This window comes from Actinomadura sp. 3N508 (assembly GCF_044326375.1).
In the GTDB taxonomy this organism is placed as follows: Bacteria; Actinomycetota; Actinomycetes; order Streptosporangiales; family Streptosporangiaceae; genus Spirillospora.
On sequence record NZ_JBIRAX010000022.1, the window covers coordinates 1 to 20,719 of the forward strand.

15 protein-coding genes are annotated in these 20,719 nt (G+C 72.5%); 4 read left to right on the plus strand and 11 right to left on the minus strand.

What is annotated here, in order from left to right; genetic code table 11:
- Positions 1 to 293 precede the first annotated feature (293 nt).
- Positions 294 to 1,331, plus strand: a complete 1,038-nt coding sequence (locus tag ACH34S_RS41060) for an LLM class flavin-dependent oxidoreductase (RefSeq protein ID WP_395958348.1) — start codon at positions 294 to 296, stop codon at positions 1,329 to 1,331.
- 173 nt (positions 1,332 to 1,504) lie between these two features.
- Complete coding sequence (locus ACH34S_RS41065; protein ID WP_395958349.1) at positions 1,505 to 4,162, plus strand: AAA family ATPase; 2,658 nt, start codon at positions 1,505 to 1,507, stop codon at positions 4,160 to 4,162.
- A 6-nt stretch (positions 4,163 to 4,168) separates the two neighbouring features.
- Here ACH34S_RS41065 and ACH34S_RS41070 read toward each other — a convergent pair whose 3' ends face one another.
- From ACH34S_RS41070 to ACH34S_RS41100, 7 genes are all read right to left on the minus strand, one after another.
- Positions 4,169 to 4,810, minus strand: a complete 642-nt coding sequence (locus ACH34S_RS41070; RefSeq protein WP_395958350.1) for a flavin reductase family protein — start codon at positions 4,808 to 4,810, stop codon at positions 4,169 to 4,171.
- A gap of 301 nt (positions 4,811 to 5,111) precedes the next feature.
- Complete coding sequence (locus ACH34S_RS41075) at positions 5,112 to 6,422, minus strand: M20/M25/M40 family metallo-hydrolase (protein WP_395958351.1); 1,311 nt, start codon at positions 6,420 to 6,422, stop codon at positions 5,112 to 5,114.
- Positions 6,419 to 7,294, minus strand: coding sequence for an alpha/beta fold hydrolase (locus ACH34S_RS41080; RefSeq protein WP_395958352.1), 876 nt, complete (start codon positions 7,292 to 7,294; stop codon positions 6,419 to 6,421). The genes ACH34S_RS41075 and ACH34S_RS41080 overlap by 4 nt, the downstream gene beginning before the upstream one ends.
- 16 nt (positions 7,295 to 7,310) lie before the next feature.
- Positions 7,311 to 7,457: a hypothetical protein gene (locus tag ACH34S_RS41085; RefSeq protein WP_395958353.1), complete on the minus strand. Its 147-nt coding sequence runs from the start codon at positions 7,455 to 7,457 to the stop codon at positions 7,311 to 7,313.
- Between the two features lie 20 nt (positions 7,458 to 7,477).
- A complete protein-coding gene (locus ACH34S_RS41090; protein WP_395958354.1) occupies positions 7,478 to 8,368 on the minus strand; it encodes an alpha/beta fold hydrolase in 891 nt (296 codons plus the stop codon).
- Positions 8,365 to 9,321 (minus strand): hypothetical protein, encoded by a 957-nt coding sequence (locus ACH34S_RS41095; RefSeq protein WP_395958355.1) that lies wholly within the window; start codon positions 9,319 to 9,321, stop codon positions 8,365 to 8,367. Before ACH34S_RS41095 ends, ACH34S_RS41090 begins: the two co-directional genes overlap by 4 nt.
- Before the next feature lie 14 nt (positions 9,322 to 9,335).
- The gene (locus ACH34S_RS41100) at positions 9,336 to 10,562 is read right to left on the minus strand and encodes a Rieske 2Fe-2S domain-containing protein (RefSeq protein ID WP_395958357.1); all 1,227 of its coding nucleotides are present in this window, start codon (positions 10,560 to 10,562) and stop codon (positions 9,336 to 9,338) included.
- A 175-nt stretch (positions 10,563 to 10,737) separates the two neighbouring features.
- Here ACH34S_RS41100 and ACH34S_RS41105 point away from each other — a divergent pair, with 175 nt between their 5' ends.
- Complete coding sequence (locus tag ACH34S_RS41105) at positions 10,738 to 11,730, plus strand: NAD(P)/FAD-dependent oxidoreductase (protein WP_395958358.1); 993 nt, start codon at positions 10,738 to 10,740, stop codon at positions 11,728 to 11,730.
- Positions 11,731 to 11,743: 13 nt separating this feature from the next.
- On the plus strand, positions 11,744 to 12,085 hold the full coding sequence (fdxA, locus tag ACH34S_RS41110) for a ferredoxin (RefSeq protein WP_395958359.1): 342 nt from the start codon (positions 11,744 to 11,746) through the stop codon (positions 12,083 to 12,085).
- Positions 12,086 to 12,088: 3 nt separating this feature from the next.
- On the opposite strand, the gene ACH34S_RS41115 is transcribed toward fdxA, so the two are convergent.
- The 4 genes from ACH34S_RS41115 to ACH34S_RS41130 all read right to left on the minus strand — a co-directional run bounded on the left by ACH34S_RS41115 (position 12,089) and on the right by ACH34S_RS41130 (position 20,685).
- On the minus strand, positions 12,089 to 15,319 hold the full coding sequence (locus ACH34S_RS41115) for a tetratricopeptide repeat protein (protein WP_395958360.1): 3,231 nt from the start codon (positions 15,317 to 15,319) through the stop codon (positions 12,089 to 12,091).
- Between the two features lie 221 nt (positions 15,320 to 15,540).
- Positions 15,541 to 16,998, minus strand: a complete 1,458-nt coding sequence (gene pabB, locus ACH34S_RS41120; RefSeq protein ID WP_395958361.1) for an aminodeoxychorismate synthase component I — start codon at positions 16,996 to 16,998, stop codon at positions 15,541 to 15,543.
- A complete protein-coding gene (locus tag ACH34S_RS41125) occupies positions 16,995 to 17,612 on the minus strand; it encodes an anthranilate synthase component II (protein WP_395958362.1) in 618 nt (205 codons plus the stop codon). The genes pabB and ACH34S_RS41125 overlap by 4 nt, the downstream gene beginning before the upstream one ends.
- Positions 17,613 to 17,757: 145 nt before the next feature.
- Positions 17,758 to 20,685, minus strand: coding sequence for an AAA family ATPase (locus ACH34S_RS41130; protein WP_395958363.1), 2,928 nt, complete (start codon positions 20,683 to 20,685; stop codon positions 17,758 to 17,760).
- Positions 20,686 to 20,719: the final 34 nt, after the last annotated feature.

A 20,719-nucleotide genomic window follows, 5' to 3' on the forward strand; every position in this document is an offset into this window, starting at 1 on the left:
CGCCGCACGGGAATCGGCCGGACGCCCCGCCGGGGGGGTCCGCCCGATTCGCGTCGCGACCGGGTGACCAAACGTGAATAGGTGTCAACAAGAAGCGGTCGCGCCGGACCACAACAAACGACGGGACGCTGATAGGGGGCGCCGCGGCAGCGGATAGGGGGCGTCATAGGGGTTCGCCGAGTCGGTCCGCGAGTTATCTTGCGTAGCGGCGAGTAAGAAGCGCTCGATTCGGCGGCCGATGATCCCGAGCGGCCGGTCAGAAAATAGCGATCGACCTCAAGGGGGCCATAGCCGTGGACTTCGGTCTGTTCTATTTCGCGGACACCGGAACCGCCGCAGAGAACAGGTATCAGCTTCTCGTCGAGGGAGCCAAGTTCGCCGACGCGAACGATTTCACGGCGATCTGGACGCCGGAGCGTCACTTCCATTCTTTCGGCGGTCTCTATCCGAACCCGGCGGTGACGTCGGCGGCCTTGGCGACGATCACCGAGCGGGTCTCGCTCCGCGCGGGCAGCGTCGTCGCGCCGCTGCACCATCCCGTCCGCATCGCCGAGGAGTGGTCGGTCGTCGACAACCTGTCCGGCGGCCGGGTCGGCATCTCCTTCGCCTCCGGGTGGAACGCCGTCGACTTCACCCTCCGCGCGGAGAACTTCCGCGACAGCAAGCGGGTGCTGATCGACACGGTGGAGGCCGTCCGGCGGCTGTGGCGGCAGGAGGAACTGGAGTTCACCGACGGCACCGGCGCCACCTCGGCGGTGCGGATCTATCCCCCGCCGGTGCAGCCGGAGCTCCCCGTCTGGCTCACCAGCGCGGGCTCGGTCGAGACCTTCCGCAAGGCCGGTGAGCTGGGCATCGGCATCCTCACCCACCTGCTGGGCCAGGACCTGGACACGCTGGCGGGCAAGATCGATGTCTACCGCGAGGCGCACGCCGAACACCACGGCGGCGACCGCGGCACCGTGGCGCTGATGCTGCACACCTACATCGGCACCGACCGCGACGAGGTCAGGGAACTGGTACGCGACCCGTTCAGCGCCTACCTGCGCAGCTCCATCGGGCTGTTCGCGCGGGCGATCAGCGCCGACATGCCGGGCATCGACCTGGACCGGCTGACCCCGGCCGACCTGGACTTCCTCGTCGCCCGCTCCTTCGACCGCTACTTCGACACCGGGGGCCTGTTCGGCACGGTCGAGGACGCGGTGAAGATGGTCACCACCCTCGCCGACATCGGCGTGGACGACCTCGCGTGCCTCATCGACTTCGGGCTCGACACCGACGTCGCGCTCGACGGTCTCGGCCGGCTCAACGAGGTACGGAGCCTGCACCGCTGACCTTCGCGGGCGGGAAATGATACCTGGACGCTCCGCCATCCGCCCATCGGACTTCTCCCTGTCCGGGAGCGGGCGTCCTTGCCCGTCCCGCCGAGCCGGTGAGAGGCTCAGCTTCAATCCCCGCACAACGAACAGCCCAGTAGTTCCATCGGCACCACGGGGGTGAGCTGAACGTGGAACGTGAAGCAGAATTAGGAATCCTGTCCTCCCTACTCGCGGCGAGCTTGGAGGGCAGGGGCCGGGTCGCCGTGATCACCGGGCCAACCGGCTACGGCAAGACGACCCTGCTGCGGACATTCGCCGACCATGCGGAGAAACAGGGGGCAGTGTTCATCAGCGCCACCGCGGCGCGCACCGAGAACGGCGTCGCCGAGCTGTTCGGGCAGCTCGCCCAGCACCCGCGGCTGCCCGCCGCCGCGGCCGGCACGCCGGCGCAGCACCCCGCCGACGGCGACCCCGCCCCGTCGAGCTCCACGCTGCACCGCATGTGGAAACCGGTGCACGAGCTGGCGGCCGAAGTGCCCGTCGTCGTCGGCGTGGACGACGTCCATCACGCCGACGAGGCGGTGCTGCGCGCCCTGATGCACCTCACCCGCCGGCTGGAGACGGCGCCGATCGTGGTCGCGCTGACCCTGTCGTCCTGCCCGCTGGACGAGCGCGCGTCCTTCTCCGCCGAGCTGCGCAGCCAGCCGCACTGCCGGCACATCCGGCTGCGCCCGCTGGCGGCGCAGGCGGTCGCCGGGATCGTGACCCGCGGGCTCGGCGGCCCCGTCCCGGACGAGGGCCTGGAGTCGTTCCGCCGGCTGAGCGGCGGCAACCCGCTGCTGCTCGACGCCCTGGTGGCCGACACCCGCGCCGCCCGCCCGGCGCAGCCGCACGCGGTGGCGGGCAACGACTACGTCCAGGCCGTCTGGCAGTGCCTGCACCGCGCCCATCCCGCGGTCGTGGACTGCGCGCGGGCGGTCGCCGTGCTCGGCGAGGACGCCGCCCCGACGCCCGCCCTGCTCGGCCGGATGCTCGACGCCGACCCCGCCGACATCACGCCGGCCCTGCAGAGCCTGGAGACGATCGGCCTGCTGGCCGGCGGCCGCTTCCGGGACCAGGCCGCCCGCGACGCCCTGTACGCCAAGGTCCCCGCCCGCGAGCGAGCCGCGATGCACCTGCACGCGGCCCGCGCGCTGCGCGAGGACGGTGAGCCCGCCGCCCGGGTGGCCCGGCCGCTGGCCGAGGCGGGCACGGTCGGCGACGGCTGGATGCTCGACGTGCTGCGCCAGGCCGCCGACCACGAGCAGCGCGACGGCGACTTCCCCAGCGCGATCCGCTACCTGCGGCTGGCGCGGCAGGCCGCCGCCGCGCACGGCGGCGACGAGGCCCAGTTCACCGCGGAGCTGGCCAGCGCCGAATGGCAGGTCGACCCGCTCCAGGTCGTCCGGCTGCTGCCCGAGCTGCGGGCCGCCGCGGCGGCCGGCCGGCTCACCGACCGCCAGACCGAGGACCTCGTCACCTACCTGCTGTGGCACGGCCGCCGGGAGCAGGCGCGCGCGCTGCTCACCGGCGGGACCGACCGGCTGCCGGCGACCGGCTGGGCCTCCCGCTTCCGCTCCTGGCTGTATCCGACGCTGCTGGCCGACCTGGACGGCGCGCCGCCCGACGACCACTCCGTCGAGGTCGCGGTGATCGCGGGTGGCGAGATGGACGACGACCTGCTCATCGCGGCCGAACAAGTGCTGCTCAGCACCCGGCTGGACGACTCGGTCCTGGTGCCCGCGCTGACCGCGCTGGCCGTCCTCGTCTACACCGAGGAGCTGGACCGTGCCGCCGCCTGGATCGACATCCTGCTGAAGGCGTCCGAGCGGCGCGGGTCGCTGACCTGGCAGGCGCTGCTGTCCACCACCAGCTCGATCATCGAGGTGCGGCGCGGCGACCTGCGCGCCGCCGAGGGGCACGCGCAGCGCGCCCTGACCCTGCTGTCCAACCGCAGCTGGGGGATGGCCCTCGGGCTGGCGCTGTCCAGCTCGATCCAGATCGCCACCGCCCGCGGACACTACGACGAGGCCGCCAGGTTCCTGCGGGTCCCGCTGCCGGACGGCATGTTCGAGACCCTGCCGGGCCTCTACTACATGTTCGCGCGCGGCCACTACCACGCCGCGATCGGGCAGCACGTGACCGCGCTCGCCGACTTCGGCTCCTGCGGCGACCTGATGCGCGCCTGGGGCAACGACCAGCCCGCGCTGGTGCCCTGGCGCGGCGAGGCGGCCCGCGCCTGCCTGCACCTCGGCCGCACCGAGCGGGCCCGCGCGCTGGTGGAGGAGCAGATGGCGCTGACCATGTCCTGGGACGACCGGACGCGCGGCGCGTCGCTGCGGGTCCTGGCCGAGCTCGCCGGGCCGGAGGAGCGGGCCGCCCGGCTCGCCGAGGCGGTGTCCGCCCTGGAGAAGACGGCCGACCTGGTGGGGCTGGCGACCGTCCTCACCGAGCTGAGCCTGGCCCGGACGGCGCTCGGCGACGAGGACGGCGCCTGCGAGGCCGCCTCCCGGGCCCGGCCGCTGATCAAGAAATGCGGGCTGGAGGCGCTCGAGGCGGCGCTGCCCGGCGCCGGCGCGGACCGCGACGGGGACAAGCCGCTGCGGTTCGCGGGCCCCACCGCGGAGCTGAGCGACGCCGAGCAGCGCGTCGCCTCGCTCGCCGCGGCGGGCTTCTCCAACCGGCAGATCGCCAGCGAGCTGTTCATCACGGTCAGCACCGTCGAGCAGCACCTCACCCGCGTCTACCGCAAGCTCAACGTGTCGCGCCGCCCGAACCTCGCCAAGGCACTCGGCACCCCCGCCTGACCCTGCTCAACCCGTCCGCCGGACCTGCCAGCACGGGAGTGTCAGCACCCGCTCGACACTTCCGTGCTGGGCCAGGCCGACCATCTCGTCCAGCAGGGCGCCGTCGAGCCGGTCGACGAGCCGCCCACCGCCCTCACTGAGCGTCCAGAACCGGCCACCCTGGAAGACCAGCGGCCGCTCCCACGGCACGCTGCTCGCCGCCCGCACCTCCAGCAGCACGATCACATGGTCGCCCGCGGGCACCTCCGCGGCGACGGCGCACTCCAGCCACGCGACGGCGCCGCGCAGGAACACGGCCCCGCCGTCACGCGCCGTCCAGTCGACCCCGTCGAACCGGCCGTCCGCCGGGCCGGCCAGCGCCCGGCACAGCACCCCGTCACGCTCCCCGAGCACACTGACCCCGACGGTGCGAGCACCGCGCACCTGCCCCCACGTCCGCGACGACTCGGCCACGCAGACCGACACGAGCGGCGGGTCCAGCGACACCGAGGTGAACGAGCTGACCGCCATGCCCGCGGCGGCCCCGTCCTCGTCCAGCGCGCAGAGCCCGACCACGCCGCTGGGAAAGTTCCCGAAGACGTCGCGCAGCGCCCGCTGCCCGGCCACCGGGCGCAGCCGCGGCGGCCACGTCTCGCTCCCCACCTGCACGGTTCCCCCTTCACGCAGTCGGACCATTGTGGGAATTCTCATGCGCACACGGCCGTCTGCAAACCCCTGTTCTACGCGGTCACCACACACCCTCAACCCCTAAGGGGTACAGCGCCGTCCAACCCGTGTAGGGGCCACGGAACACCCCGCCACGCTGTCATAGCGCCCCGGCCCCACTAATGTCCCGCCGCCGCCACGAGTCGCTGAATCGGCTCTCGGGGTGGATCCCGCCCAGCAGCACCTGCGCCGGTCCCGGGCTCGGGCAGTCCAGCCGGACCTTCGTCTCCGGCGTACCGCGCGATCAGTTCAGGGTAGGCAGTGTGCGAGCGTCGAGCAGGAGGACGGTTCGGATCAGGGTTTCGACCAGCCGGTGTGCCTCGCGGACGTCCACCAGGTTCATGCCGAGGGTGAAGTCGACGCTCTCGCCTTCCGGGCCCTCTGGGGCCTTCGGCATGCCGACGCGGGCGGTGGGGATGCCGCGCATGCGGAGGATGTTGGCGTCGGTGGCCCCGCTGTTCTCCATGATCGGCCGGTGCGGGACGCCGGCGACCGCCTCCCAGGCCTCGATCGCGGCGCGGATGACCGGTGCGTCCGGGTCGGTGCGGGAGGCGGGTACGGCGGCGATCTGCTCGACGCGCAGGTCGGCGCCGAGTTCCCGGCCCAGCGCGGTCACGAACGCGCGGACCTCCCGCGTCACGGCCGCGGGCGTCTGCCGGGTCGTCAGGCGCACGTCCGCGCGTAGCCGCACGGTCGCGGGCGTCGAGGCGGCCAAATGGGCGAGGCCGCCGTCGATGGACGACACCACGCCCTGCGGACGCATGGTGCCGTGCTCGTGCCGGGCGGCGTACTCCTCGAACCAGTCCTCCAGCCGGATCGCGACGACCCCGCTCAGCGCGACGGCGTTGCGGTACGGCATCCGGTGCCTGCTCCCGACGTAGGTGTGCTCGCCGGGCACGATGACGTCGAGCCAGACCAGCCCGACCTCTTCGTGGGAGACGTTCCAGCCCGGCTTCGCGATCACCGCGTGGTCGGTGGTGAAGCCGCGCTCGGCCAGGAACGCGGCGCCGACGCCGTGCCCGGTGTTGGCGCGGCCCGGGGTTCCGGCGCCTTCTATCGCGAACGCGGGCATGCCGCCCGCCCCGAACCCGGCGACCACGTCCCCGGCCAGGTCGATGCCCGCGGCCGCGAGCGCTTCGAAGGCGATCAGGACGCAGGCCGCGTGCCCCTTCGGATTGCCCGCGCCCAGCCCCTGGACGAGGTCGCCGTGCACCTGTGCCCGAGGCAGCATGTCGGGGCGCATGCGGCGGGCGGCCCCTGGGACGTCCCAGCGAGGGTCCCCTGTCGTGAACGTGTCCAGGGGCGCGTAGAGCAGTGTCGACGGGCCGTTGCCGGAGCCGCGGAGGACGGCGGCCGCGTTCGCCTGGAGCCCGTCGATCCGCTGGACGTGCGACTCGACGCGGGCGGTCCGGGCGAGGCGGGCGGCGATCCAGGACGCCAGCTCGCCCTCCGCCCCCGTGGGGCTCGCGATGTCGACGACGCCGGTGATGGCGGCGCGGAGGTCCTCGCCGGTGACCTGGCCCATCACCTGCGCGACGGCCTCGTCGATGCTCATTTCAGCGGGTGCTTGGCGAGGAAGCGCAGGCTCAGGTCGTTGTACCGGTCGGGCTGCTCGTGCTGCGGCCAGTGGCCGCAGTCGTCGAAGAGGACGAGTTCGGAGCCCGGGATCGCGTCGTGCATGGCGGTGGCCTCCGGGACGTCGCCGAACGGGTTGTCGCGGCCCCAGACGATCAGGGTCGGGGCGGTGATCTGCGCCAGGTCCGCCGGCTTCAGGATGTTCCGCAGCCGTGTTTCGAGGTCTTGCAGGCACAGCAGGTTGTCGATGTTCGCGACGAAGCCGGGGCGGTGGTAGATCTCGTGCCGGACGGCGACGAGCTCCTCGGTCGCGTTGGCCGGGTCCGCCATCAGCAGCCGCATCCGGCGGCGGGTCAGCACGACGTCATCGGTCTGGACCGCGCGCCGGGTGCTCGTCCGGATCCGCTCCATCACCTCCGGGTTGGCGACCGTGCCGCCCGCGCACAGCAGCTGCAGCGACGCGATCCGGTCGGGGGCGTCGATGGCGGTCCGCCCGCCGACCCAGCCGCCGAGGGACTCGCCGACGATGTGCGCCTTGCCGATGCCGACGGCGTCCATGTAGGCGAGCAGGTGGTCGCGGTAGCGCGGGATCTCGTAGGGGTGGTCGGGCTTGCCCGTGTACCCGTGCCCGAGCATGTCGATCGCGTGGCAGCTGTACCGCTCGGCGTGGGCGCGGAGGTTGCGGGCGAACGCCTCCAGGTGGCCCGACGTCCCGTGCAGGAAGATCACGGCCTCGGCGCCGTCGCCGGTGCGCAGGGAGCGGGTCGGGATGCCGCCCGCGTCGACGGTCGACAGGCGGAAGTCCAGGTCGGCCAGCTCGGTCCAGATGGTGCGGGCCAGGTCGTTGCTCATGTCGCTTTCCTCGCGGTCAGTGCTGGTTGATGCGGGTCACCCGGGTGTTGATCCGGTCGGTGACCCTGGGGAGCAGGGCCTGGTAGGCCGCCATGCGGCGGCTCGCGAGCGCAAGCCCGATGACGGCGAGGACGATGGCGCCGAGGACGTAGATCTTGTTCATGTTCCCCTCACTTTCGGGCGTCACGGGTGGGCGACGGAGCGCAGGAAGCCGTCCACGATCGCGTGGTAGGCGGCGGGACGCTCCTCCTGCAAATGGTGGGAGACGTGGTCCATCACGTGCAGGTTTCCGTTCTTCACCATGCGGGCGAGCATCATCGGGTAGTCGGGGGTCAGGAAGGCGTCCTCACGGCCCCACATGAACAGCGCGGGCGCCTCGACGCGGCCCAGCTCGGCGGTCAGGTCCTGCCACTCCCCGCGCGGCGAGTCGGACATCGCGGCGAGCTCGCGCTCCTCGGGGTCGAGGCTCTGCCGCCACCGCATCTCCAGCGTCTCGTCGGGGAGCCGGTCCGCGTCGTACCACTCCAGGCGGGTGATCAGGGAGCGCATCTTCTCCCTGGTCGGGCCCTCGCCGCCGTAGTAGACGTCGCGGGCGTTCCGGCCGCGGTGCCCCTTCTCGGGCAGCGGGGCGAGCGGGCCGTAGAAGACCGGCATGCTCCCGGTGATCACCAGCGAACGCACCCGGTCCGGGTAGGTCGCCGCGAGGCAGAGCGCGATCGTCCCGCCCCACGAGTTGCAGATGAAGTCGGCCTTCTGCACGCCCAGCGCGTCCATGAGCGCGACCGTCTTCGCGGCGTGGTAGTCCCACATCGGGCCGCTGATCCGGCACTTCTCCGACTTGCCGTACTGGAGGATGTCGACGATCAGGCAGCGGCGGTCGCGCGCGAACAGCGGTGCGGCCGGCCCGAAGTCGCTCCAGCCGGTGCAGCCGGGGCCGCCGCCGTGCAGGAAGATCGTGTCCGGGCCGTGCCCGAGGTCGAGGTAGTGGTAGCGCACGCCGCCGGCGTCGGCGTACCGGCCCGCGGGCATCGGGCCGGCGGCGGGCGAGGTGAGCCGCTGGGGCGAGACGGTCATGGTCGTCCCTTCTCGGTTTCGGCGGGTTCGATGACGGCCGCGGCCATGCCGGTGAGCCACTCGGGCATCGGCGCGTAGACCAGCGGCCGGCCGGGGACGAACCCGAGCGCGGACGCCATCACCATCCAGGTGCGGATCTCCTGCCCGCCGTTGCCCGCCTGGGTCTCGATCTCGCCGGAGCTGAGATCGGCGTATCTGCGCAGGTCTCCGTGTTGGAGGTCGCTGAGGAACGTCTCGTCGAACCCGGTGTGGATCGTCGGTTGGGCGGCCACGATGATCTCGCGGCGGCGCCGGTCGTAGCGGGTCCATTGGCCGCGGCCGTTGAGCCAGGCCTCGACCAGGAACTCCTCGTCCTCGCCGTCGGGGTCGGTCCAGTCCGACGGCCACGGCAGCCGGTGCGACAGCCCGCCTGAGGCGACGACGGCGACGCGTCCCTCCCCCGGCATCCGCGCGATCGCGGCCGCGAGGTTCGCGCCGAGTTCGACGCAGCGGCGCATCGTGGGCAGCGGGGCGGCGAACACGTTCACCACCAGCGGCACGATCGGCACGTCGAGACCGTCCAGCAGCCATTGGACGGCGTGCGACTGGCCGTGGTCGATCGTGAGCCGGGCGGAGATCGCGACCTCGGTGCCCGCCTCGACGAGCCCGGCGGCCAGCGTCCGCGCGAACTCGGGGTCGGTGCGCTGCGGCCCCTTCGGCGTGCCGCCGTCGCCCGCCGCGATGACCTCGCCGACCCCGAGCGTGAACGACGGGATGAGGTCCAGCCAGAAGCCGCGGAAGTGGTTGGAGCCGACCACGACGACGGCGTCCGGCCGGGCCTCGGCGAGGCGGGCGCGGGCGGCGGCGAGGCCGTCGCGGAACGCCTCCGCGCGTTCGGTGTGGACGACCTTGTCCCAGTGGGTGTTCATCAGCGTCGAGTGCGAGGCGCCGGCGCCGAGCACGATGGAGGCCATCGGTCGCCGTCCCCTCAGGCCGTGGGGTCGGCGGGGGCGAGTCCCTGCTCCCGGAGGCGGTCCAGCCGGTCCTCCGCCGTGTCCTCGGCGAGCCTGCGCCACTGCAGCAGCGACTCGTCGGGACGGTAGAGCTTCTCCGGCGGCGCGTCGGTCACCTCGACCATCCACTTGTCCTGGCCGGAGAACTGGCCGTGGAACAGCCAGCGGACGGCGCCGAGGTATTTGACGTAGAAGGGCAGAGTTTTGAGGCCCTTCTGGAAGTCGGCCATGACGCCGACGTAGAGGTGGTTGTCCGCGTCGACCGGCACGTAGAACTCGTAGTGGATGAAGGTCGGGTAGGCGATGCGGAGCACGCCGGGCATGCTGACGGACGCGAAGCCCGGAAACTCCTGGGCCGCGATCACCGGGTTGACCTCGCGGTGCGAGGAGGTGTTCCCGATGTTCCTGGTCTCCTTCGGCGGTTTCGCCTTGTACCAGGCCTGGCCGGACCAGCGGCCGAGCCCCGGGAACTCCGCCTCCCAGTACTGCTTCTCCTGGACGCGGTAGATCCACCGCCCCCGCTTGACGATCTTCGTCGTGTTCCACACCGGCATGGGCTTGAACAGCCGCCACAGCGCGGCCCGGTGCAGGTACTTGGCGTGGCCCTCGTCGTAGCCGTTCTCGCAGGCGAACCGCCAGTTGCCGGCGCGGGGCTGGATGCGCTGCCCGAGGACGGCGGCGTTGTCCACGAGCTCCTCGGGGAGCTGCTCGTCGATCGGGTGCGGCCGCTCGCCGTCGCCGACGTACACCCACGCCATGCCGAGCCGCTCCTCGACGTGGTAGGTGGGCTGCCTGACCTTCCCGCAGATCGGCGACTCCGGGCCGTCGGTGATCGCGGCGATGAGGTCGCCGGTCTCCAGCCGGAACGTCCACCCGTGGTAGACGCAGGAGACCGTGCCGGGGAACTGCTTGTTGCCGTAACTCAGCGGGACGCCGCGATGCGGGCACCGGTCCTTCATCCCGAAGATCCGGCCGCCGTCGCGGATGAGGAAGAGGTCCTCTCCGAGCAGGCGCACCTTGCGGGGCTTCTCGCCGACCTGGTCCGCGAAGCAGACCGGGTACCAGTAGCCGCGGAACCCGGCGGCGGCCGCCTGGTAGTGCGGCCAGGTCGACCAGTCCTGGCGGCCGGGCAGCATGCCCTGGCGACGGCGGGCGGTCCGCTTCGGCGCGCCGGGAGCGGTGGCGTTCGCTGTCTCGCTCATGGTCCGGAGGACACCACCGGTCGGGAGCCGCCGACAACGCGCGCGGTTCGCCTGGCGGACCGCGTCCCGAAATTCGGCTCGGGTTCGTTCAGCGGTCCGCGCGGGGCGCCGGGCGGCCACGGATTTCCTACATTCCTCCGCCGAAGGAACCGAGATCCCCGGCTGGAGGCAGGCCATGGCCGCACCGCAGTCCATCAGCACCGACGTCCTGATCGTCGGGGCGGGCCCGACCGGGCTGTACGGCGCCTACTACGCGGGGTTCCGGGGCCTGTCGACGGTCGTGGCCGACGTGCTGCCCGCGCTCGGCGGGCAGGTCACGGCGCTGTACCCGGAGAAGGAGATCCGCGACGTCGCCGCGATCCCCGCGATCCGGGGCCGCGACTTCGTGACCGCGCTGGCGGCCCAGGCGGCGGCGTTCGATCCGGCCTACCTGCTCGGCCGGCAGGCGGTCCGGCTCGCGTACTCCGGCGGTGAGCCCGTCGTCACGCTGGACGACGGCACCGTCGTGCGGGCGCGGGCGGTCGTGCTCACGGCGGGCATCGGCACGCCGACGCCCCGCCCGCTGCCGTGCGGTGCGGAATGGGCCGGCGTCGCCCTGTCGTACTTCGTGACCGACCCCGCCGTCCACACCGGCCGCGACGTGGTCATCGTCGGGGGCGGCGACTCCGCGCTGGACTGGGCGGACGCCCTCGGCCCCATCGCCCGCAGCGTCACCCTGGTGCACCGGCGGGCGGCGTTCCGGGGGCACGCCGCCACCCTCGCCCGCGTCCGCGCCGGTGCGGCCGCCGTCCACACCGACACCGAGGTCGTGCGCCTCGACGGCGACCTGGAATCCGGGACGCTCACCAAGGTCACCCTCCGCGGCCGGAGCGGCGACGAGACCGTCGTCGCCGCCGATCACGTGATCGCGGCGCTCGGTTTCATCAGCGACCTAGGCCCGCTCCGCGACTGGGGCCTGGACCTGCGGGGCCGGTCCGTGGCCGTCGACCGGAGCATGCGCACCAACCTTCCCCGCGTGTACGCGGCCGGAGACCTGACCGAATACGACGGCAAGGTCAGGCTCATGTCGGTCGGCTTCGGCGAGGTGGCGACCGCGATGAACCACGTCGCGGTCGATCTCGATCCTGACCTCACCCTGTTCCCCGGCCATTCGACCGACGTCGCCTGAGAGGACCATGAAAATGAGCTACGTCATCGGCTCCGACTGCATCGACATCTTGGATCGTTCATGCGTCGATGTATGCCCCGTCGACTGCATCTACGAGGGCGCCCGCAAGAGCTACATCAACCCCGGTGAATGCATCGACTGCGGAGCCTGCGAGGTCGAATGCCCTGTCGGCGCCATCTTCGTCGACCGGAAGGCGCGCAAGGACCCGGAACTGAAAGTGCACCTCGACGACTCGCGCGCCTTCTTCCAGGGGATGCTGCCGGGACGTTCGGAACCCATCGGAAATCCGGGCGGCGCCCAGGCTTACGGCGCGATCGGCGTCGACACCCCGCTCGTCGCGGACCGTCCCGCCTAGCGGTCATGTTCGGTCCGGCGTGTTCTCCAGCCATTCTTTGATTCGCTGAGACTGGTCGAGCTCGGCTTGATGCACGCTCGGTCGCGCACGGGCCAGACGCTGACGGATTTGCAACGCCTCATCGATGGTGCGCAGTGCTTCTACCTGCCGTCCCAGTGTCCCTAGGCGGATGGACTGGTTGTTCAGCGAGGACGCGAGGTTGGGGAGAAAGGCGTCAGGCCGCGCTTCCGCCAGGGTGCGGTAGGCCGTCACGGCCTCGGTGATCGCCTCCAACGCCTCCTCCCGCCGCCCCAGGCCCGACAGACGGTTGGACTGATTGTTCAGGGAGACCGCCAGGTTGGGGAGAAAGGCGTCAGGCCGCGCTTCCGCCAGGGTGCGGTAGGCCGTCACGGCCTCGGTGATCGCCTCCAACGCCTCCTCCCGCCGCCCCAAGTCCGACAGGCGATTGGACTGATTGTTCAGCGAGGACGCCAGATCGGGGAAGAAGGCATCGGGCTGCGTCCGGACCAGTCGTCGGCGGATCTGGACGGCTTCGGTGATCGCCTCCAGCGCCTCCTCCCGCCGCCCCAGCTTCGCCAGGTGGTTGGACTGATTGTTCAGCGACATCGCCAAGTCAGAGAGAAAGGCATCGGGCTGCGCTTCGGCCAGGGTGCGGTAAGCCGTCACGGCCTCGGTGATCGCCTCCAGCGCCTCCTCCCGCCGCCCCAAGTCCGACAAACGGTTGGAGCGGTTATTCAACGACATCGCCAAGTCAGGGAGAAAAGCATCGGGCCGCGCTTCGGCCAGGGTGCGGTAGGCCGTCACGGCCTCGGTGATCGCCTCCAGCGCCTCCTCCGGCTGCCCCAGGTCCGACAAACGGTTGGACTGATTGTTCAACGACATCGCCAGATCAGGGAGAAAGGCATCGGGCCGCGCCCGGGCCAGTTCCCGACGGATCTGGACGGCTTCGGTGATCGCGCCCAACGCCTCCTCTCGCTGACCCAGGTCCGACAAACGGTTGGACTGGTTGTTCAGCGACATGGCCAGGTCGGGGAGAAAGGTGTCGGGTCGTGCCTGGGCCAGTTGGCGACGGATCTGGACGGCCTCGGTGATCGCCTCCAACGCCTCCTCCCACCGCCCCAGGCCCGACAGCTGGTTGGACTGATTGTTCAGCGACATGGCCAGGTCAGGGAGAAAGGCACCGGGTCGTGCTTCGGCCAGGGTGCGGTAGGCGGTGACGGCCTCGGTGCTGGCCTCCAGCGCCTCCTCCCGCCGCCCCAAGTCGGACAAGCGGTTGGATCTGTTGCTCAGCGATCCGGCCAGGTCGGGGAGAAATGTGTCGGGTCGTGCCTGGGCCAGTTGGCGACGGATCTGTACGGCCTCGGTGATCGCCTCCAGCGCCTCCTCCCACCGCCCCAGGTCCGACAGGTGGTTGGACTGGTTGTTCAGCGAGGACGCCAGGTTGGAGAGGAATGCGTCGGGGCGTTCCTGGGCCAGGGTGCGATAGACCGAGACGGCTTCGGTGACGGCCTCCAGTGCTTCCTCCCGCCGCCCCAGCTGGCCGAGAGCCACCGCCAGGTGCCGGCTCCAACTGGCCACCTCTGCGGGATCGGCGTCAGCAGGGAGAAGGTCGCGCACCCGCCGCGTGACCACCGCGTCCGCGGTCGCCAGCGCCACCGTCGGATAGGGGATCCTCTCCGCAATACGCCGGAGATCCTCCAGCGTGGCCGGGACATCCCTCAGCACATCGGCCAGCAGGTCACCCAGCCGCGTACCGGTCCGCTCCGCGACCACGATCGCCGCACGCGCCAACCCCGCCAGATCCCGCCGCAACATCTCCTCGATCAACCCCGGCGCGCGGTCATGATGAGCACACGCGCGCGCCAGCACCGTCAACGCCCGCACCGCCTCAGACGACCCCAGACCGGTGAGACAAGCGCGCCGCAACAGCTCATGTGCCGCCAACTGGCTGGTGGCATGCCGCTCGGCCAGCAGGTCAGGGCGCAGCAGCTCCACCCGCCCGCCCTGCACCGGATACAACTGCCGCAGCCATCCCGCCAGCGCCCCCACCCGCTCCTCATCGGCGACCGCCAGGTCCGGCACCCGTCTGATCACCGCCCGCAGGGACGACTCGTCCCCCTCCTCCTCCGGGTCCAGCAAGAGCACGGCCGCCGCCACGACCTGCTCCAGCACCGGCAACCGCACCGCCAGCCCGGCACGCCTGGCGGCCTTGTCCCACAACCGGCGCTCATGCCCCAGCAGCCGATCCAGCACCCCCAGATCCGCCGCCGCCCGCCCGCCAGAGGTCCCCCGCTCGTCGTCCAGCACCGCCACCAGCGCCGCCGCATGCAACACCAACACCGGCAACCGCACCGCCGACCCCACGGTGAACCTCACCCGCGGGACCGGACGCCCCCGCACCGCCGCATAGAACGGCAAAGCCTCCTGCATGACCTGAACGTCATCACGCCGATCGTCCAGCGCCGCCGCCAACTCCAGCACCGGCGTCCGCGCCACGAGATCGCGCGTCGCATCGGACTCGGTGTCCAGTGAGGTCCACCACTCACCCGCCTGCCGGGCCAGCAACAACACCCGCACCCCGCCCGCATCCCCCACCGCCTCACACGCCGCCACCTCGGTCAACATCGCCGCCAGGCCAGGACGGGTCTCGGCGTAATCGACCAGCAACAGCACCCGCTGCCCCACCCGGCCGGCCGCCTGCACCGCCGCGACCTCATCACCCGGCTTGACCGGCTGACACTCCCACTCCCCAAAGGGCAGCGACTCGGCCAGCCGCATGCCCAAGCGGGTCTTGCCCACCCCACCCGCGCCCGTCACCAACCACACCGGACACGCCGCCTCATCAGCACACCACTCCCGCAACCGCTCCAGCTCATCCACCCGCCCAACGAACTCCACCACCGCACGCTCCGGCCGCAGCAACCCCGCCACACTCTCCTCATCGGACGCCGCCAATTCACGCGTCCCGACCAGGGCGCCCCGGCGCGCCTCCGACTCCGCCACCGCCGCCCGCTCGCCCTCCACGACCCTGCGGCGAGCCATGATCGCCTCACCGGCGAAGAAACCCGCCGCCGCCCCCGCGATAGCCCCCACCGTCCCCAACAGCGCCCGCACCGCCAGCGGCCACGACGACGGCAACAACGGAACCACTGCCGCCACCACACCCGCCGCCACAAGCAGCAACACGAACCCGAGCACCCGACGCCGCGCCCCACTTTCCATGAAGCCCAGCATCACCCAACCATCAAGATCACCAACATGAAAACGCGGCGATCACCGGGATGTGACCCAAGCCGGTCGATCAACGAGCGCCACACCGGACCACGCCTCACCCTGGCCGATCCAGGCGCCCTGACCAGGGGCGATGGTGGCGTCAATTCAGGAGCCATTGTTCGTTCCGGAAGGTGAATCCATGCGCCGTGGAATCGCCGGCGCCGCCAGTCCGGGGCCGGACGCTAGTCGGAGCCGGACGAGATCCAGGAGTGGTAGGCGCGCATCGGGGCGGCCGTTTTCAGCAGCATTTCCTCGTACTCCTCGGCAGGGTCGGAGTCCAGGACGATGGCGCCACCGGCCCCGAGGCGCAGCGCGCCGCCGGTGAAGACGGCGGTGCGGATCACGATGTTGAGGTCCGCGGTGCCGGTACAGCCCAGGTAGCCGATGGCGCCGGAGTAGACACCGCGCGCCTCGGTCTCCAGCGAGTCGATGATCTCCATCGTGCGCAGCTTGGGGGCGCCGGTCATCGAGCCGCCCGGGAAGCAGGCGCGCACGGCGTCCAGGGCGGTGACGCCGTCGCGGAGCCTGCCGCGGACGGTGGACACGAGCTGGTGCACGGTGGCGTAGGTCTCGGTGGCCATCAGCCGGGGGACGGTGACGGTTCCGGGAACGCTGACGCGGCCCAGGTCGTTGCGGAGCAGGTCGACGATCATGAGGTTCTCGGCCCGGGCCTTCGCGCTGGTGCCGAGCGCGGCACGGAGCGCACGGTCCGCGGCGGGGTCGGCGCTGCGGGGGGCGGTGCCCTTGATCGGGCGTGCCTCGGCGTGGCCCGTCCGGTCGACGCGCAGGAAGCGTTCGGGCGACGAGCACGCCACCCGCACGTCGCCGAACCTCAGATAGGCCGAGTACGGGGCCGGGTTCGTGCGCCGCAGCGCCCGGTAGAAGCCGAACGGGTCACGGTCGGGCGGGGCGGGGAGCCGGGCGGTGTTGGTGAGGCAGATCTCGTAGCTCTCCCCCGCCCGCAGGGCCGCCTGGCAGGCCCGGATGTCGGCGATGTAGCGGGCCCTGTCGCGGACGAGCCAGGGCTCGGCCGCGGCGATGTCGGTGACCACCGGGGGCGGCGGGCCGCTCGCGGCGGGCTCCGGGACTCCGCGCAGGGTCTCGGCGGTCGCGTCCAGCCAGGTGGTGGCGTCCTGCCGTCCGGCCGGGGTGTCCTCGCACAGGCACAGCAGGTGGGTGACCCGCTCCTGGTGATCGACCGCGATGAGCCGGTCGGCGAAAAGCCAGCACGCGTCGGGGGCGGGCGACCGGTGCCGGTTCGGCGACCCGCAGTCGGCCTTCAGCTCGTACCCGAAGTACCCGACGTACCCGCAGGCGAAGTCGAACGGCAGTTCGGGCGCGTCGATCCGGCGCCGGGCGAGCCGGTCCGCCAGGACGTCGAAGATCCCGGTGCGCGTCCGGCCGACCGGCCGTCCGGGCCGCTGGATCTCGGCCATGCCCGTCGTCACGTCGTACCGGACGACCTCCGCGAGGGGCCCGGAGCCGTCCCCGGCGAAGGAGAAACGCGCCAGGCCGGGCTCGGCCTGCGCGCTGTCCAGCCAGAACGCGGTGGGCGACCCGGCGTACAGGCGCTCGAAGACCGTCTCCAGGTCCACCGGCACGGGGAGCGTGCGGGTGAGCAGCCGGAAGCGGGTGCTCACGGCCGGGACGCCCCGCCGGCGGGCAGGAGCCCGGCTCCGCCGCGGCGGCGCGCGGTGATGTCACGGAAGTTGGCGAGCAGCCGGTGCCCGTGTTCGGTCAGCACCGACTCGGGGTGGAACTGGACGCCCCACAGCGGGCGGGTCCGGTGCCGGAGCGCCATCAGGACGCCGTCCTCGGCCCACGCGGTCGCCTCCAGCGTCGGCGGCAACGGCTCCAGCAGCCGGAAGGAGTGGTAGCGCACGCCCGTGAACCCCTGCGGCACGCCCGCGAACAGGTCACTGCCGTCGTGCCTGATGGTCGACAGGTGACCGTGCCGCGGCCACGGCGCCGGGCTCACCACACCGCCCTCGCCCGCGCCGATGCCCTGGTGCCCGAGGCAGACGCCGAGGAGCGGAACCTCCGTCCGGGCGATCAGCGCCGCCGCGCCGCCGAAGTCGCGGGCGCGGGACGGATGCCCCGGCCCCGGCGACACCACCACGTTGTCGAACGCGCCGAGATCAAGGTCCGCGCACACCGCCGCGTCGCCCCGCACGACCGTGGGCTCGACCCCGTTGACCACGGCGATGAGCTGGAAGAGATTGTAGGTGTAGGAGTCGTAGTTGTCAATGATCAACGTCCTGATCATGCTCTCCCCCGCACGCACCCGGCTCCGTCGTCCCCGGACGACCGCCCCGACGATACCCGGGCCCCTACCGGGGTCCGGCCGCCGCGGGCCTCACACGGCTCCGCCGGCTTCCGGTGGGTCTGGACCTGCTCGATCAGCAGGCCCTCATGTCCCCCAAGCCGCCGCTCATTCTCACCGCGGCGCTCGCGCTCCCCGCCTGAGGCGGTGTCACCTCCAGCGTGATCTGGGCGCGGGATCGCACGTTGAGCTTGCGGAGGACCTTGGCGACGTGCTGCTCGACGGTCCGCGTGGACAGGACGAGCGTGTCGGCGATCTCCCGGTTCGTGTGGCCGAGCGCCACCAGCCGGGCGACCTCGCACTCGCGGGGCGAGAGCTGGTCGCCGTAGCCGCGGCGGCCGCGGCGCGTGGGCAGCACGACGCCGTGACCGCGCAGCACCCGGCGGCAGCGCGCCGCGTCCCGGGACGCGCCGAGCGCCGCGAACTCCTCCACGAGGCTCGCCAGCTCCCGGGTGGCGCCGCCCATCGCCATCCGGGATCGCGCCGCCGCCTCCGCGGCGCGGGCGGCGTGGTACGGCTGCGGCAGGGCGGCGTAGGCGGCTCGTGCGGCGGTGAACGCCTCGGCCGCGCCGGCGTCGTCTCCGCGTCCGGCGGCGAGGACGCCCCGGCAGGCGGGGAGCGCGGCGGCGGCCATCGGGGCGTCCCGGCCCGCGATGCCCTCGGCGAACTCGTCGATGATCTGCTGGGCCTCGGCGGGTGAACCGGCGCGGACCAGCGCGACGACGGCCATCGGGACCAGGTCGCCGGCCCAGGTCCAGATTCCCTTGCCGCGGATCCGGGCGAGGCCCCGCCGGGCCTCGGCCACCGCGTCTTCGAGGTCGCCGCGCGCGGTGTGCAGCCGGGTCATCGCGCCGGACGCGGTGGCGAGGACCGTCGCGGGCGCGTTCGCGGGGTCGGCGAGCCCGGCCGCGTCGAGTTCCGTGGCGGCGGTGCGCCAGTTGCCGAGCGCGGACGCCAGCAGGCCGAGCACGAGATGGGCGTCCGCCGCGATGCCGGAGACGCCCTGGACGATCTCCAGCGTCTGCCGCGCCCGCTCGGCGAGCCCGTCCCAGCGGCCCGCGTACCAGTCGAGACGCAGCGCGGTGCCCTCCATCGTGCCCTCGACGAACGCGGCGGCGCACTCGGCGGCGAGGCGCCCGCCGGCGGCGCGGAACCGCTGCGCCCGCGGGTAGTGGCCGAGCCAGGTGGCGGCGTCGGCGAAGTTCCCGCAGGCGCGCGCGGCCTGCCTGCGGTCGGTGCCCGCGCCGGCGGCGCCGATCAGCGCTTCGGCACGTTCCCAGACGGTCGAGTCGCCTTCGAACATCCGCAGCGTGAGGTGATTGCCGCGCACCGCCGTCCGGACGGCGGGGTCGGGCTCGGCGGCCACCAGATCCTCGGCGCGCTCGATCCATCGCAGGTAGACGGGGAACGGATGCTCGCCCCAGCTCGGCATCGCCAGCGCCGCCATTCCCCTGGCCGCTAGCGCCGGACGCTCGCGCAGTTCCTCGACGGCGGTCTCGGTGCTGGCCCGGCCCGCCTCGTAGTCGCCCATCTGGTTGTAGAGGAGCAGCCCCAGGTTCAGCCTGATCTCACCGCGCAGGCAGCCCGGGATGTGCTCGTCCCGGACGACGGTCCGCAGCAGGTCGACGGCCCGGCGGTTGGTGAGGCCGAGCACCGCGTCGCGGCTGAACTCGACCGCGATCCTGGCGCGTTCCTCCCGCCCGAGACGGGAGTCGGACAGCAGTTCCTCCAGGATCTCCACGGCGACCGCCAGATCGCCCATCTGGCGGGCCGTGGCGGCGGCGGCCTCGGCGTAGCGCTGCCATTCCGCGACCATTCCGGCCTCGCGCGCGTGGTAGGCGAGCTGGACGAGCGGCTGCGGCTCCTCGTCGGCCAGCGCCCGGACCGCCTGCCGGTGCAGCCTGCACCGGTCCGGGCCGGGCAGCGCGGAGTAGACGGCCTGCTGGGCCAGCGCGTGCCGGAACCCGTACCTGTTCCTGCCGCACTCGTACAGGACCCCGGCGAGCAGTGCCTCGCGGATCGCGCAGGAGCGGTCCGCTGCCGGGGCCGGGGTGTCGCCCATGACCGCGCCGATCAGCGCCTCTCCCGCTGGGAGGCGCAGGACCGAGGCTGCCCGCACGGCTTCGGCCGCCGCGGGCGAGAGCGGTTTCATCCGGTCCGCGATCGCCTCCTGGAGCGGGGTGGGGACCTCCATCCCGTCCAATACCCCCGTCTCGCCCCGGACCGAGGCGGGCAGGGCCCGGACAACCTCCTCCACCACGAACGGGATGCCCGCGCTGCGCCGGTGCAGTTCCTCGGCGAGGTCCGCCGCGACCTCGGGGCCGGGGGCCTCGGTGACGGCGGCGAGCAGCCCGCGGACGCCCTGCACGTCGAGCGGGCGGAGCGGGAGGAGCAGGCCGGTGGTGCCGGGAGGGTGCCGGAAGGCGCGGCCCAGCGGCAGCCGGTCGCCCGACAGGTCCTCCGGGCGGTAGCTGAGCACCGCCGACAGGCCGGCGGGCGGATCGTCCACCAGGAACCGCAGCAGGTCCCGGGTGCCGTCGTCGGCCCAGTGCAGGTCCTCGACGACCATGACGGTCTCGCCGAGCGCGCCGAGCAGCGCGTGGACGGCGCGGAACACCCGGTGCTCGCGGGCCCGCGCGTCGTGCAGCGGTTCGAGCGCGGGCGGCAGCCGGTCGGCCAGTTCGGGCAGGTAGGGGCGCAGCGCGCCGCAGACCGGGCTTGGCTCGGCGACCCGGTCCATGGGCAGATGCCGCAGCAGCTCGAAGACGGGGCCGTAGGGGAACGGCTCGCGGAGCGGGTGGCAGCGGCCGAGCAGGACCACGCGGTCCCTGAGCGACGGATGCCGCAGCGCCTCGTGGATCAGGCGGGTCTTGCCGATCCCGGCCTCTCCCTCCACCAGCGCCACGGCGGGTGGGCGGGCGGCGACGTCGAGCAACGAGTTCAGCTCGCCCGTCCTGCCGATCAGGACGGGCGCAGCCGGGGTGCGAATGGGCGGGGGGTTCATGGACGACTCCGGCGGGTGACGCCGCGGCCGGCCT